General features: G+C 61.8%; 12 protein-coding genes. 9 read left to right on the top strand and 3 right to left on the bottom strand.

The features are described from left to right. Positions 1 to 5: 5 nt before the first annotated feature. From AC1DVE_RS00250 to AC1DVE_RS00225, 6 genes are all read left to right on the top strand, one after another. Positions 6 to 869, top strand: coding sequence for a LysR family transcriptional regulator (locus AC1DVE_RS00250; RefSeq protein WP_223455899.1), 864 nt, complete (start codon positions 6 to 8; stop codon positions 867 to 869). Between the two features lie 219 nt (positions 870 to 1,088). Beyond that, positions 1,089 to 2,165 carry a putative 2-aminoethylphosphonate ABC transporter ATP-binding protein gene (locus AC1DVE_RS00245; RefSeq protein ID WP_223455900.1) on the top strand — a complete coding sequence of 359 codons (1,077 nt, stop codon included), beginning with the start codon at positions 1,089 to 1,091 and terminating at the stop codon, positions 2,163 to 2,165. Beyond that, a complete protein-coding gene (locus AC1DVE_RS00240; protein ID WP_223455901.1) occupies positions 2,165 to 3,889 on the top strand; it encodes a putative 2-aminoethylphosphonate ABC transporter permease subunit in 1,725 nt (574 codons plus the stop codon). The genes AC1DVE_RS00245 and AC1DVE_RS00240 overlap by 1 nt, the downstream gene beginning before the upstream one ends. Before the next feature lie 39 nt (positions 3,890 to 3,928). Then, positions 3,929 to 4,954, top strand: coding sequence for a putative 2-aminoethylphosphonate ABC transporter substrate-binding protein (locus tag AC1DVE_RS00235; protein WP_046039177.1), 1,026 nt, complete (start codon positions 3,929 to 3,931; stop codon positions 4,952 to 4,954). 128 nt (positions 4,955 to 5,082) lie between these two features. Further along, positions 5,083 to 6,216 (top strand): TIGR03364 family FAD-dependent oxidoreductase, encoded by a 1,134-nt coding sequence (locus AC1DVE_RS00230; protein WP_223455902.1) that lies wholly within the window; start codon positions 5,083 to 5,085, stop codon positions 6,214 to 6,216. Beyond that, positions 6,216 to 6,773: a phosphonate degradation HD-domain oxygenase gene (locus AC1DVE_RS00225; RefSeq protein WP_223455903.1), complete on the top strand. Its 558-nt coding sequence runs from the start codon at positions 6,216 to 6,218 to the stop codon at positions 6,771 to 6,773. The genes AC1DVE_RS00230 and AC1DVE_RS00225 overlap by 1 nt, the downstream gene beginning before the upstream one ends. Before the next feature lie 60 nt (positions 6,774 to 6,833). Here AC1DVE_RS00225 and AC1DVE_RS00220 read toward each other — a convergent pair whose 3' ends face one another. Continuing rightward, the gene (locus tag AC1DVE_RS00220; RefSeq protein ID WP_223455904.1) at positions 6,834 to 8,210 is read right to left on the bottom strand and encodes a GTPase/DUF3482 domain-containing protein; all 1,377 of its coding nucleotides are present in this window, start codon (positions 8,208 to 8,210) and stop codon (positions 6,834 to 6,836) included. Next, entirely contained in the window at positions 8,203 to 9,573 is a 1,371-nt protein-coding gene (locus AC1DVE_RS00215) for a DUF2868 domain-containing protein (RefSeq protein WP_223455905.1), read from the bottom strand. Before AC1DVE_RS00215 ends, AC1DVE_RS00220 begins: the two co-directional genes overlap by 8 nt. Before the next feature lie 85 nt (positions 9,574 to 9,658). Between AC1DVE_RS00215 and AC1DVE_RS00210 the strand changes: the two genes are divergently transcribed. Continuing rightward, entirely contained in the window at positions 9,659 to 10,171 is a 513-nt protein-coding gene (locus AC1DVE_RS00210; RefSeq protein WP_096817529.1) for a dihydrofolate reductase, read from the top strand. A 150-nt stretch (positions 10,172 to 10,321) separates the two neighbouring features. Here the strand turns inward: AC1DVE_RS00210 and AC1DVE_RS00205 are convergent, their stop codons facing one another. Next, positions 10,322 to 11,713 carry an L-cystine transporter gene (locus AC1DVE_RS00205; RefSeq protein ID WP_223455906.1) on the bottom strand — a complete coding sequence of 464 codons (1,392 nt, stop codon included), beginning with the start codon at positions 11,711 to 11,713 and terminating at the stop codon, positions 10,322 to 10,324. 255 nt (positions 11,714 to 11,968) lie between these two features. Between AC1DVE_RS00205 and AC1DVE_RS00200 the strand changes: the two genes are divergently transcribed. Continuing rightward, complete coding sequence (locus AC1DVE_RS00200; RefSeq protein WP_095945314.1) at positions 11,969 to 13,024, top strand: HAD family hydrolase; 1,056 nt, start codon at positions 11,969 to 11,971, stop codon at positions 13,022 to 13,024. 477 nt (positions 13,025 to 13,501) lie between these two features. After that, positions 13,502 to 13,789, top strand: coding sequence for a DUF6124 family protein (locus AC1DVE_RS00195; RefSeq protein ID WP_223455907.1), 288 nt, complete (start codon positions 13,502 to 13,504; stop codon positions 13,787 to 13,789). Positions 13,790 to 13,838: the final 49 nt, after the last annotated feature.

Here is a 13,838-nt window from a genome sequence, read left to right as displayed (position 1 = left end):
CGGTTGTGCTGAGTGCGGAGCTGAAGGCGTTTTACATGGTGGCCCGCCTGGGCAGCATTACCCAGGCTGCCAAAAAGCTCGGCCTGAGCCAGCCGACGGTGACGACGCAAATCCGCAACCTCGAAAGTCAGTATTCGGTCGAACTGTTCTACCGTGGCGGCCGGCGTCTCAGCGTCAGCGAGGAGGGCGCGCGGCTGCTGCCGATGGTCAAGGTGCTGATGCAGCAGGAAGCCGACATCGAGTTTTTCCTGCGCAACTGCGGCCAGGTCCAGGGCACATTGCGTATTGCCGCCACGGCGCCGTATTACATCCTCGACCTGGTGAAAACGTTCCGCGAGCGTCTGCCGCAGGTTGAGGTTTCGGTGGAAATCGGCAACTCCCAGCAAGTGCTGGAAGCGCTGGAGGATTACCGGGTCGATGTCGCAGCGTCGTCGCAGTTGCTCGAAGACGCGCGGCTGATTCGCCGGGTGCTCGGCAGCGATCCGCTGGTGCTGGCGGTGCATCGCAATCATCCACTGGCGGTTCACGATCACGTGCCGCTCGGCGCCTTGACCGGGCACACCCTGCTGATGCGCGAACCGGGCTCGACCACCCGCCGCCTGACCGAGGAGCTGCTGGCCAGCGCCAGTGTGTGTTTCGGTCCGCTGTTGGAGATCGGCAGCCGCGAATCGATCCGCGAAGCGGTACTGCGCAACATCGGCATCAGCATCATTGCCCGGCAGGAAGTGCCCCATGATCCGCAATTGCGGGTGCTGACCATCGAGAATGCGCCGCAGATTCCCGAATACCTGTACTGCCTCAAGGAGCGCAAAGGCGCGCGACTGCCGGCGGCGTTTCTGGGGTTGGCGCAGGAAATGGCCCCTGTGTAGAACTCTGTGGCGAGGGAGCTTGCTCCCGTTGGACTGCGCAGCAGTCCCATTTTTAGGGCCGCTTCGCAGCCCAGCGGGAGCAAGCTCCCTCGCCACAAGTTAGTTATTGTCCAATAACCAAAAATCCCGAATACCACTATCGGCAGTTTTTGCCTTACTGCCACATGACGGACTCATTACAACTCTAGGATGGCCCCATCTGCCAGATGAGGTCCGTCCATGAACAACTCGATCGCAACTGCCCTGACCAACCCCGGCGCACCGATGAAAGTGCGCGGCGTACAGAAACGCTTTGGCGCCTTCACCGCGCTGGACAACGTTTCCCTCGACGTGGCGGCCGGTGAGCTGGTGTGTCTGTTGGGCCCGTCGGGCTGCGGCAAAACCACTTTGCTGCGTTGCATCGCCGGTCTGGAGAAGCAGGACCGCGGCGAGTTGTACCTGGGCGATCGCGACGTTTCCCACCTCGCACCCCAGGCGCGGGACTACGGCATTCTGTTCCAGTCCTATGCGTTGTTCCCCAATCTCACCGTCGAAGCGAACATTGCCTACGGCCTCGCCGGCAGCGGTCGCGACGAGGTGCGCCGTCGTGTCGGTCAGATGCTGGAACTGGTCGGCCTGAGCGGCAGCGAGAAAAAGTATCCCGGCCAGTTGTCCGGCGGCCAGCAGCAGCGGGTTGCACTGGCTCGCGCCCTGGCCCCGGCACCTTCGCTATTGCTGCTGGACGAACCGATGTCGGCCCTCGATGCCCGGGTGCGCGAGCATCTGTGCACCGAACTGCGCCAACTGCAACGCAACCTCGGCATCACCACCCTGATGGTCACCCACAACCAGGACGAGGCCATGCTGATGGCCGACCGCATCGCCGTGATGAACAACGGCAAGGTCGAGCAGTACGCCACGCCGCAGGAAATCTACAACCGCCCGGCCACGCCATTTGTGGCGGAGTTCGTCGGCCAGGGTAACTGGTTGCCGTTCCAGCGCAGCAGTGACAGCCACGCCCAGGTCGGCGGGCTGAACATGCGCCTGGCCGAAGGCAGCGCCAAGACCGCGTCGGGCCGTTTGTTCTGCCGTCCGGAAGCGATCAACGTCAACCCGCTGGTGCACGAGGAAAACCTGTTCCCGGCCAAGGTTCGTGAAATCACCTTCCTCGGCAACCGCTGCCGCATGAGCTTTGAACTCGATCAATTGCCGGGCCATGCGCTGTTGGCGGAGCTGGCACCGGAAGCCATGCCACGCCTTGGCGCCCAGCAGATCATGGTCGCCTTGCCGCCGCGCAGCCTGCAGGTGTTTGCCTGATGAGCGCGAACATCGCGCTGCCGCTGCCGCACAAGCAGGTTCGGCAGACCACCCGCGCCGAGATCGGTGACCGGTTGTTCGTGGTCGGCGGCAAAGTCCTCATGCTGGTGTTGTTGGGTGTTGCCGTATTGATGCCATTGCTGGCGATCTTCTGGCGCGGCTTCAGCGCCGAAGCCGGGCAGGGTGGTGGTTGGATTGCCGCCAAAGAACTGGTGACCAGCGAGAACTTCCACTGGTTGCTCGGTAACAGCCTGAAGGTTTCCCTCAGCGTCGCGGCCATTGTCGTACCGCTGGCCTACCTGTTTGCCTACGCGCTGCAACGCACCTTGATTCCGGCTAAAGGCATCTGGCGTGGCATTTCGCTGCTGCCATTGATGGCGCCGTCGATGTTGCCGGGCATCGCGCTGGTTTATCTGTTCGGCAACCAGGGCATGCTGCGTGGCCTGCTCTCGGACAACATCTACGGCTTCTGGGGCATTGTGCTTGGTGAAGTCATCTACACCTTCCCGCACGCCTTGATGATTCTTCTGTCGGCCCTGTCCCTGGCCGATGCGCGACTGTTCGATGCCGCCTCCAGCATGGGCGCGAGTCCTGCAAAAGCCTTCCGCAGCATCACCTGGCCGGCGACCCGTCAGGCTGTGTTCGCCGCGTTCTGTCTGGTGTTCACCCTGACCATCACTGACTTCGGTGTGCCGGTGGTGGTCGGTGGCGACTATCAGGTGCTGGCGCTGGAAGCTTACAAGGCGGTGGTCGGCCAGCAACAGTTCGGTCGCGGGGCGTTGATCGGCATGGTGCTGTTGCTGCCGGCGCTGTTCAGCTTCGGCGTCGATGCCTGGTTGCGTCGTCGTCACGGCGACTCCATGAGCGGTCGCGCCCAGGTGTTCAAGCCCGCGCCGTCGAAGCTGCGCGACAGTTGCTACCTGGCCATTGTCCTGCTGATCTGCGCCGCGTTGCTGATGGTGTTCGGCATGGCAGTGTTCTCGTCCCTGGTGAAGTTCTGGCCGTACAACCTGTCGCTGTCGCTCAACCATTATCAGTTCAACGAAACCGCCGGCGGTGGCTGGCTGGCCTACGGCAACAGCTTGAAGATGGCCCTGGGCACGGCGTTGATTGGCAGCTTGCTGATTTTCACCGGCGCCTACCTGATGGAAAAAACCAAGGGCCAGCGCGGCCTGAACCTGACCTTGCGCATGCTCAGTTTCGTCCCGATGGCGGTGCCGGGCCTGGTGCTGGGGCTGGGTTACGTCTTCTTCTTCAACCTTACTGGCAACCCGCTGCATGTGCTCTACGGGACCATGACACTGCTGATCGTCTGCACCATTGCTCACTATTTGACCACCGCGCAAATGACCGCCACCACCGCGCTGCGTCAACTCGATGCCGAGTTCGAAGCCGCCGCGCTGTCGCTCAAGGCGCCGCTGTACCGTCATTACCTGCGGGTCACCGTGCCGATCTGCCTGCCGGCGCTGCTGGACATCGTGCGCTACCTGTTCGTCTCGGCCATGACCACCGTTTCGGCGGCGATCTTCCTCTACAGCCCCGACACCATCCTCGCGGCGGTGGCGGTGCTGAACATGGACGACGCCGGTAACGTCGGCGGCGCGGCAGCGATGTCGACCCTGATCCTGATTACCTCGGCGGGCGTGTCCCTGCTGCTGGCCTGGGCCTCGCGCGGTTTGCTGCGCCGCTCGCAGGCCTGGCGGCAGACCGCACCCGGTCATTGAATCTGCACAACCCCTCAACTCAAAAAACAGGAAAAGATCATGTTCAAGCCTATGGCCCTGGCCGCTGCTGTCCTCACCGCTTTCAGCCTGAACGCCTTTGCGGCGAAAACCGAGTTGACGGTGTACACCGCCCTCGAAGCCGAACAACTGAAGACCTACAAAGAAGCTTTCGAAAAGGCCAACCCGGACGTCGAAATCAAATGGGTGCGTGATTCCACCGGCATCATCACCGCCAAACTGCTGGCCGAAAAAGCCCGTCCACAGGCTGACGCCGTATGGGGGCTGGCTGCTTCCAGCCTGGCGATTCTCGATCAGCAAGGCATGCTGCAAAGCTACGCACCGAAAGACCTGGGCAAGATCGGCGCCAACTACCGCGACGCGGCCAACCCACCAGCCTGGGTCGGCATGGACGTCTGGGCCGCGACCATTTGCTTCAACACCGTCGAAGCCGAAAAGCAGGGCCTGACCAAACCTGTGAGCTGGCAGGACCTGACCAAGCCTGAGTACAAAGGCAAGATCGTCATGCCGAACCCGGCATCGTCCGGCACCGGTTTCCTCGACGTCAGCGCCTGGCTGCAAACCTTCGGCGAGAAGCAGGGCTGGGCGTACATGGACGGCCTGCACCAGAACATCGGCCAGTACGTTCACTCCGGCTCCAAGCCTTGCAAACTGGCGGCGGCTGGGGAGTTCCCGATTGGTATTTCCTTTGAGTACCCGGCGGTTCAGCTGAAACGCCAGGGCGCACCGCTGGACATCATCCTGCCGAAGGAAGGCCTGGGTTGGGAGATCGAAGCGACTGCGGTGATCAAGGGCACTGCCCACGAGGAAGCGGCGAAGAAACTGGCTGACTTCTCCGCCAGCCCAGAGGCGATGGATCTCTACAAAGAAAACTTCGCCGTGCTTGCTCAGCCTGGTATCGCCAAGCCGCAGACCGAACTGCCGGCTGACTACGAGCAGCGCCTGATCAAGAACGACTTCGCCTGGGCTTCGAAGAACCGCGACGAGATCCTGACCGAATGGCGCAAGCGCTATGACGGCAAGTCCGAGAAAGTGGCGGCCAAGTAAGGTCTTTATCGGCTGACAGGGCCTCATCGCGAGCAAGCTCGCTCCCACAGGGGATGTGCGTCGAACACAAAACCAATGTGGGAGCGAGCTTGCTCGCGATGGCGGTTTCGAATTCAGGACAAAACTCCATGACACACCACAACGACATGCTGATCGTCGGCGCCGGCATCCTGGGTTTGTCCCACGCGTATGCCGCTGCCAAGCGCGGTCTGAAGGTCACGGTTTTCGAGCGCAGCGAAACGCCTGTCGGCGCTTCGGTGCGCAACTTCGGCCAGGCACTGGTCACCGGCCAGCCGCCGGGAGCGATGCTGGAACTGGCCCGCGCCAGTCGCGGAATCTGGGGCGATTGGGCGCAGCTCGCCGGCCTGCAACTCAAGCGCAATGGCTCGTACCTGTTCGCCCGTACCGAGGCGGAAGAGCAGTTGCTGGAAGCCTTTTGCGACGGCCGCGCGGTGGAGCACGGTTACCGCGTCGACCTGTTGCGCGGCGCTGCGCTGCGTGATTTGTACGGCGGCCAGTTCCGCCATCACCGCGCGGCCTTGCATGGCATGGACGACCAGCAGTTGTATTCGCGCGAAGCGATTCCGGCGTTGATCGATTTTCTGCGCCGCGGCTTGGGCGTCGAGTTTCACTTCTCCACCCTGGTGCGCGATATCGAGCCGGGTCGTTTGCACAGCACCGCCGGCAGCTTCAGTGCCGAGCAGATCATCGTCTGCTCCGGCCACGATTATCAGACATTGCTGGCCGAGCAGATCGCCGAACTCGAGCCGCAAATCTGTCGCCTGCAAATGCTCCGCGCCCGACCGCAAATCAACCTCAACCTGCAACATGCGTTGCTCACTGGTTTGAGCTGCGTGCACTACGGCGCCTTCGCCGACTTGCCCGAGGCCGCAGCGGTGCAGGCAGACATTCTGCGCCACGCGCCGCACCTGCACGAAAACGGCATCCACCTGCTGATCAGCCCGACGCCCTATGGCGAATTGATCATCGGCGATTCGCACCACTACGGCAGTGATCCGTCGCCCTTCAATGCCGAGCAGGTCGACGACTGGATGATCGAACTGGCCGAGCAGACCCTGGGCTGCAAGGTGCAAGTGATCGAACGCTGGCAAGGCGTCTATGGTTCTCGGGGGCCGGGACCGTTCTCGTTCCTGCGCCCGGTAAAAGGCCTGAGCGCGGCGTTGATGCACACCGGTGTCGGCATGAGCGTCGGGCCGGCAATAGCTGAACGCAACGTTGCCACGGTATTGGGAGAAATCTGATGGAGCGAAAAGAGCAAGTGATTGCCGAAGTGTTCGCCCTGTACGAGCGTTTTGGCGACAGCGACTACATCGGCGAGCCGGTGTCGCAGATTGAGCACATGTCCCAGGCGGCGGAGCTGGCCATGGCAGAAGGCTTCGACGATGAAGTGGTGCTGGCAGCGTTCTTCCATGACATCGGGCATATCTGCGCTGAAAGTGCGGAGAACATGGGCGGCTTCGGTGTGGTCAGCCATGAGCGGCTCGGTGCCGACTACCTGCGTCGAGCCGGCTTTAGCGAACGCATGGCGCGGCTGGTGGAGTACCACGTGCAGGCCAAGCGTTATCTGACGCTCAAAGAGCCGGGATACTACGAGCGTTTGAGTGAAGCCAGCCGCCGGACCCTGGAATACCAGGGCGGTGTGATGACGGCTGTAGAGGCTGAGGCGTTCGAGCAGGACCCGGTGTGTGCCGTGAGTTTGCGCATGCGCCAATGGGATGAACTGGCGAAAGAGATGCATGTGCCGGTGATTGATCTGGCGGTGTTGAAGGACAAAGCGGTGCGGCTGTTGGCGGCGTAAAGCGCTGGCACCGAGTCGCGGCCATCGCGAGCAGTTCAAACAACATAAATGTTCAGGTGACTACAGCTGCTGTGCCAAAACCTCAACCTGCTCCTGCCGCTCCGCCTGATTCAACTTTGGATGAGGATTGAGCGACGACCACTGCGGGTGCGCCCGCGCCTTGTTCAGCGCTTCGGGCAGTTTGCCTTCGCGCCAGGTTTTATCCTGTGGCGTGGCGACCTGAATACTGTCCATCGCAGCGTGCCCACGGGTATTGAGTGCTTGCAGCAATTGCCGCTGGCGCAGCGCCAACAGGCGCAGCACGTTGTCATCCACCGTCAGTTCGCGCTGGCCCTTGATCTTGCCCAGCAAGCGGCTGCCATAACTGCGCGCGGTTTGCAGCGCGCCGCCGGCGATGGCCCCGGCCAGTGCGGCGGCGCCGAGGGTGATGCCACCGACCAGCAGATCAACCCCTGCCCCGGCGGCAGCACCCGCGGCGATTCCGCCGCCGACCCGCACGCCCAGTTGCTTCAGGGTTTCCGGGTTGAACAGGTCATCGCCCCAACGGCCGTCGAGCAGCGGCAAATCACTGGCGGCGGCATCCTGTGGGCGGAAGGCGTAGAGCTTGAGCAGGGCCTCGACGCAACGCTGCTCCCGTTGACGCACGGCTTTGCGCAGTTCGCTGATCGCCTGCTGTTCCTGTTCGGCTTCACTGACCACGCTGCGCCGACAAGCCGCGCAATCGATCAATAATTCGGCAATCAACCGCGCCGCACTTTGCTGGCGAGCCAGACGCTGGGCTTGCTGATCGGCGATCAGGCGTTCGAGTTGCGGCCGGGCAGATTCCAGCAGCAGGGCGAGACTTTCATAGAGTCGACGCTCGCCATCTTCCGGCGGCGCGACACTGTCAAAGCGCACCAAGGCATGCAAGCCCAGCCGTGCCAACGCTTCTCGCCATGCCGGCTCGCGGTGGTTGGCGCTGCTGACGAAATTCAACACCGGCAGCAGCGGTTTACCGCAGCTGACCAGCACTTCCAGTTCATCGCGATACTTGGCCAGCACCGGCTCCCGGGCGTCGATCACATAGAGCCCGGCGTCCGACGCCAGCAACTGGCGCAGCACCTTGGCCTCCTGTTCGAAGCGTTGCCGGGCTTCGCTGCCATCAAGGAAACGCGCCAGCCGCGCCGGGCCGTCGAGGCGTTCGCCGGGACGCTCCAGGCGTTCGAGGTAGTCGAGCAGGGCGATGGCGTCTTCCAGGCCCGGGGTGTCGTAGAGATCGAGCAAGGGCTCGCCGTCCACCGACAACCGTGCGCCTTCGACGTGCCGCGTGGTGCTGGGGCGATGGGACACTTCACCGAAGCCGACGTCGCGGGTCAGGGTGCGCAGCAACGAGGTTTTGCCGACGTTGGTGTGGCCGACCACGGCGAGTTTCAGGGGCTGCTTCCAGGTGTCAGTCATGACCGGACTCCAGCCAGTTCATCGGTGCGCAATCGGCAAACGGCAACTCAAGCTGTTGCAGCGCCACGTGCCAGTCGCCCAGGCGTTCGGCGTCCAGCGCTTCACCGGGGGGCGCCTGCAACAACCACACGCGGGTGGCGCTGGCGCTGCGGGCCAGTTCGGCAATCAAGGCCAGGCTGCCGCGATCCGGCGAGCGCCGTGGATCGCACGCAATGGCCAGGCGCGCCGGGGGAAAGCGGCTCAGTTGTTCGAGGAGTTTGTGTCGCGATTCGCGGCTGTCGAGAATGCCCGCGTTGTTGACGTTTTTCGGCAATTGCGGCGGCCACGGGCGGTCGTCGTCCAGCTCGATGGCGACCAATAGAGCACCATCACTTTGTTGTTCGCTGACGCCGCTTTCCACGCGATGCAATTGCTCAGGCGCCGCATCGCTGATGCCGAGACGTTCGCTGGTGGGCATCAAGCGTTCGCGCAGTTGCGCGTAACCGGGCAGGTTCAAATCCAGACGCAGCGCCGTTTGACCCGTCTTCCAGCGCCACAGGCAACACAGTGCGAGCAGCAGGCGCGGCACCACGCCGTAAACCAGCAACACACCTACCAACCAGGCGGCCCAGGCCTGACGGGCACTTTCTATGTTCAGTGCGGCGTCGCCGCTGGCACGGATCATCTCCTCGGTCGGCACACTGAAACCGAGCAGGGCCGGCAGCGCGCCAAGGGCCTGGGTCACGGCGATAAAGGTGTCGGCACTGAGAATGGTGGTTTCCCAGACGAAACCGTAGCGCCGGGTCGCCATCAACGTCAGCAGGATCACCAGCGCGCTGACCATCGCCAGCAACCACAGGCTGTTGACCAGCACGCCGATCGCCCAGCGATTGAGTTTCTGGCGTTGCAGCAATAACAGCAGGGCCGGTGCCAATTGTGCGGCTTTGGCGTCCCGGGCGAGCTTTTCGCTAAGCCACAGCCATAGGCGTCCGAGGCTGGCGCCGTGTTCGCCGGCAAACACCAGGCCCAGGGCCCAGCTCAGCAGCAGGATCAGGTTGAGCCCGAGCAGGCTGCCCAAGGCCCAGAACACATTCACCGGGTAAAGGCCGTCGCCCATTGCAGCAAAGGCCAGGCCGGCGCCGCTGATCACCGCCAGCACCGCCATGACGATCAGCGCCAGTCGCGCGCCTTGCAGCCAGTGCTTGAGGGCATCGGCCAGGCCATCGCGCTCGGCCAGCCACAGGGCCCGGCGTTGAATGCGCAACGGCAAATCGCCGCCGGCGCTGCGGGCCAGTCGGTTGGCTTCAACGTCTTCCAGAGGGCCAGCGTACTCTTCGCGCAGGCGGATGGTTTCTGTCAGCCAGAGGTTATTCAGTTCAGTCACGCGGCATCCCGTCGCTTAATTGAGCTGTGAGCATAACCGCTGTGGCGCTTATCGGCGAAAGCGAGGCTCTGGTATCCTCGCCGGCATGACTAAATCACTCCCCCTCAGCCTGATCGCAGCCCTCGGTGAAAACCGTGTGATCGGCGTCGACAACAGCATGCCCTGGCACTTGCCGGGGGACTTCAAATATTTCAAGGCCACTACGCTCGGCAAGCCGATCATCATGGGCCGCAAGACCTGGGACTCCCTCGGTCGCCCGCTACCGGGCCGGTTGAACATCGTGGTCAGCCGTCAGGCGGATCTGGTGCTGGAAGGCGCGGAGGTTTATCCGTCGCTGGAAGCCGCCGTCGTTCGCGCCGAAGAATGGGCGAAGGAACAGGGCGTTGATGAGCTGATGCTGATTGGTGGTGCGCAGTTGTATGCGCAAGGGCTGGCGCAGGCTGATCGGCTATACCTGACTCGCGTGGCGCTGAGCCCGGAAGGGGATGCGTGGTTTCCGGAGTTTGATTTGAACCAGTGGAAACTGGTGTCGAATGTGCCGAACCCGGCCGAAGGCGACAAACCGGCGTACAACTTCGAAGTCTGGGAAAAAGCCTAAACCTGTGGCGAGGGAGCTTGCTCCCGCTGGGCTGCGCAGCAGCCCCAAAACCCTGCACTGCATTCTTACTGAAAGATTGCATCAGGCCAAATTGGGGCCGCTTCGCGACCCAGCGGGAGCAAGCTCCCTCGCCACAAAGTTGTTCGATCGTTAAGCGTGCGCCAACGCCGAATGCTCATCCGCATCCAGCAGTTCTTTATCAGTCTGCTGCATCACCTGACTGGTAATCGCCCCCGCCGTCATCGACCCACTGACATTCAACGCCGTACGCCCCATATCAATCAGCGGCTCGACCGAAATCAGCAACGCCACCAGTGACACTGGCAAGCCCATCGCCGGCAGCACGATCAGCGCGGCAAAGGTCGCGCCGCCACCCACCCCGGCCACACCGGCCGAACTCAGCGTGACAATCGCCAGCAGCGTCGCGATCCACAGCGGGTCCAGTGGGTTGATGCCCACAGTCGGTGCAACCATCACCGCCAACATCGCCGGATACAAGCCGGCACAACCGTTCTGGCCAATGGTTGCGCCAAACGAAGCGGCGAAACTGGCGATGGACTGCGGAATGCCCAAACGACTGGTCTGCGCCTCGATGCTCAACGGAATCGTCGCGGCGCTCGAGCGGCTGGTGAAAGCAAACGTCAGCACCGGCCAGATCTTGCGGAAGAAGCGCAGCGGATTGATCCCGGCGGCCGACACCAGCGCGCCATGCACTACAAACATCAGACCCAGGCCGATGTAGGACACCACCACGAAACTGCCGAGCTTGATGATGTCTTGCAGGTTGGAACCTGCGACCACTTTGGTCATCAGCGCCAGCACGCCGTATGGGGTCAGCTTCATCACCAGGCGCACCAAGCGCATCACCCAGGCTTGCAGGGTGTCGATGGCGTTGATCACTTTTTGACCTTTCTCGGCATCATCCTTTAGCAATTGCAGGGCCGCGACACCCAGGAACGCCGCGAATATCACCACACTGATGATCGACGTCGGCTTGGCCCGCGCCAGGTCGGCGAACGGGTTTTGCGGAATGAACGACAGCAACAGCTGCGGCACATTCAGGTCGGCGACCTTGCCGGCGTAATCGGTCTGGATGGTTTGCAGGCGCGCCATTTCCTGGGTGCCGGCCACCAGGCCTTCGGCGGTCAGGCCGAACAGGTTGGTCAGGCCGATGCCGATCAAGGCCGCGATGGCCGTGGTGAACAGCAGCGTGCCGATGGTCAGGAAGCTGATCTTGCCCAGAGACGAAGCATTGTGCAGACGGGCCACGGCGCTGAGGATCGAGGCGAACACCAGCGGGATCACGATCATTTGCAGTAGCTGCACATAACCGTTGCCCACCAGATCGAACCAGCCGATCGAGGTTTTCAGCACCGGGTTGCCGGCACCGTAGGCAGTGTGCAACGCCACACCGAACGCCACGCCCAGCACCAGCGCGAGCAGGACTTTTTTCGCCAGGCTCCATGTGGTGTGGCGGGTTTGCGCCAAGCCCAGGAGCAGGGCGAGGAACACCAGCAGATTGAGAATCAGCGGCAGATTCATGAGAACTCCGAGTGAGACTTGTGCCAGCTACCATCCGGGGTAGCTGCGAACCGGCAAGCCTAACAGCTTGAAAATTAATGAATTAATATCAAAAACGCATGGTTTCCGTCGTTTTTGGAATAAGCGGATGTCGCTGTCAGAAATGCAACTGGCGCGAAAGGGACGAAGGCGGTCGCTGACAGACGAGGACTGTCACACTTATTTGTTAGCGTCGATCTCTTTCATTCAGGGTCTTTTTATAAGGGAAGCATGCCAATGAAGTTCGCACCGAAATTGCTGGCAGCAGCACTTTGCCTGGGCCTTGCCGGCCAGGTGCTTGCAACGGATCTGAAACACTGGCCCGCCGATCAGGCCAAGGCGCTGGACGCGATGATCGCCGCCAACGCCAACAAAGGTAACTACGCGGTGTTCGACATGGACAACACCAGTTACCGCTACGACCTCGAAGAGTCGTTGCTGCCGTTCATGGAGAACAAGGGCCTGATCACCCGCGACAAGCTCGATCCCTCCCTGAAACTGATGCCGTTCAAGGACACCGCCGACCACAAGGAAAGCCTGTTCAGCTACTACTACCGCCTCTGCGAAGTCGACGACATGGTCTGCTATCCATGGGTCGCCCAAGTGTTCTCCGGCTTCACGCTCAAGGAACTCAAGGGCTATGTCGACGAGATGATGGCGTCCGGCAAACCGGTGCCGGCCACGTATTACGAAGGCGACGTGGTCAAGAAACTCGACGTCAACCCGCCGAAAATCTTCACCGGCCAGCAAGAGCTGTACAACAAACTGATGGAGAACGGCATCGAGGTCTACGTGATGACCGCCGCCTCCGAAGAACTGGTGCGCATGGTCGCGGCCGATCCCAAGTACGGCTACAACGTCAAACCGCAGAACGTGATCGGCGTGTCGCTGCTGCTCAAGGACCCGAAGACTGGCGAGCTGACCACCGCGCGCAAGCAGGTCACCGCCGGCAAATATGACGAGAAGGCCAACCTCGGCCTGGAACTGACCCCGTACCTGTGGACCCCGGCGACCTGGATGGCCGGCAAGCAGGCGGCAATCCTGACCTACATCGACGAGTGGAAAAAACCGGTGCTGGTTGGCGGCGATACCCCGAGCAGCGACGGTTACATGCTGTTCCACAGCGTTGACGTGGCCAAGGGCGGCATCCACCTGTGGGTCAACCGCAAGGACAAGTACATGACCCAGATCAACGGCATGATGGCCAAGAACGCCGCGGCCCAGGCCAAGGAAGGGTTGACGGTGACTGCGGACAAGAACTGGGTGATCGTGAAGCCTGAAGACATCCAGTAAGACCGCGGCGCCGCCATCGCGAGCAAGCTCGCTCCCACAAAGATCTCGGGTGAAACACAGACCGTGTGAACACCGAAGATCCCCTGTGGGAGCGAGCTTGCTCGCGATGAGGCCAATCGGTGCAATGAAAGCCTCCGCTTGAACGACATCTCCTGACAGTCGCAACCTACGCATTCTTGCGTAATGGACTACGACTACGCCAGAATCCGCCGGCTTGTGCGCCTTGCTCCCGGGCTCTACCGTCTACTTGTCGCTGAACATCAGCGATCGGGTTTGGTAGCCCGGCTGTGTAGGGTGCAAAGCATCATGATTTGCAGGCGTTCTTACGTCTCTGCATTTTATGGTGGTCATGCACAGGGCGCTTTCGGGCGCGCCGGTTTCCTTACACCCCGGTCTACCAACCTGCGCATGGCCGCCACCCTTCGTTTGGTAGCGAGGGTGATGGCTCCTTGTCTTAATGTGTAGGGAGTTTTATCTATGCTCAAAATTACCCCCGATCCCCCAAATACCGACAACCTCTGCGCCCACATCAACACCACCCCGCGCAAACCCAGCCGAACATTCTTGATCGCGCCTGGCCTCGACACCGAAACCCTGTTGGCCCACGCCTGCGAATCCCTCGCCTCGGCCAATGTGATGGCCAGCGATTTCGCCGGCCTGCTGGAAGGCTCGCAACGCAGCACGATGCTGGGGATTGCGCAGGTGATCATGTTGGGCGAGCTGGCGGTGAATCAGGCGTTGGATAACCTCGACCCGCAGGAATAGCGCGGACAAAAAATGCCCCGCACTTGGCGGGGTATTTTCATATTCGACG

This window comes from Pseudomonas sp. P4_B4, assembly GCF_056402255.1.
This window is presented reverse-complemented; position numbering and strand designations above follow the sequence as displayed.

Coding starts and splice junctions, on each gene's coding strand:
- AC1DVE_RS00195 (WP_223455907.1), top strand. CDS start 13,502: ATGCTCAAAATTACCCCCGATCCCCCAAATACCGACAACCTCTGCGCC.
- AC1DVE_RS00235 (WP_046039177.1), top strand. CDS start 3,929: ATGTTCAAGCCTATGGCCCTGGCCGCTGCTGTCCTCACCGCTTTCAGC.
- AC1DVE_RS00240 (WP_223455901.1), top strand. CDS start 2,165: ATGAGCGCGAACATCGCGCTGCCGCTGCCGCACAAGCAGGTTCGGCAG.
- AC1DVE_RS00245 (WP_223455900.1), top strand. CDS start 1,089: ATGAACAACTCGATCGCAACTGCCCTGACCAACCCCGGCGCACCGATG.
- AC1DVE_RS00220 (WP_223455904.1), bottom strand. CDS start 8,210: ATGACTGACACCTGGAAGCAGCCCCTGAAACTCGCCGTGGTCGGCCAC.
- AC1DVE_RS00205 (WP_223455906.1), bottom strand. CDS start 11,713: ATGAATCTGCCGCTGATTCTCAATCTGCTGGTGTTCCTCGCCCTGCTC.
- AC1DVE_RS00200 (WP_095945314.1), top strand. CDS start 11,969: ATGAAGTTCGCACCGAAATTGCTGGCAGCAGCACTTTGCCTGGGCCTT.
- AC1DVE_RS00210 (WP_096817529.1), top strand. CDS start 9,659: ATGACTAAATCACTCCCCCTCAGCCTGATCGCAGCCCTCGGTGAAAAC.
- AC1DVE_RS00225 (WP_223455903.1), top strand. CDS start 6,216: ATGGAGCGAAAAGAGCAAGTGATTGCCGAAGTGTTCGCCCTGTACGAG.
- AC1DVE_RS00230 (WP_223455902.1), top strand. CDS start 5,083: ATGACACACCACAACGACATGCTGATCGTCGGCGCCGGCATCCTGGGT.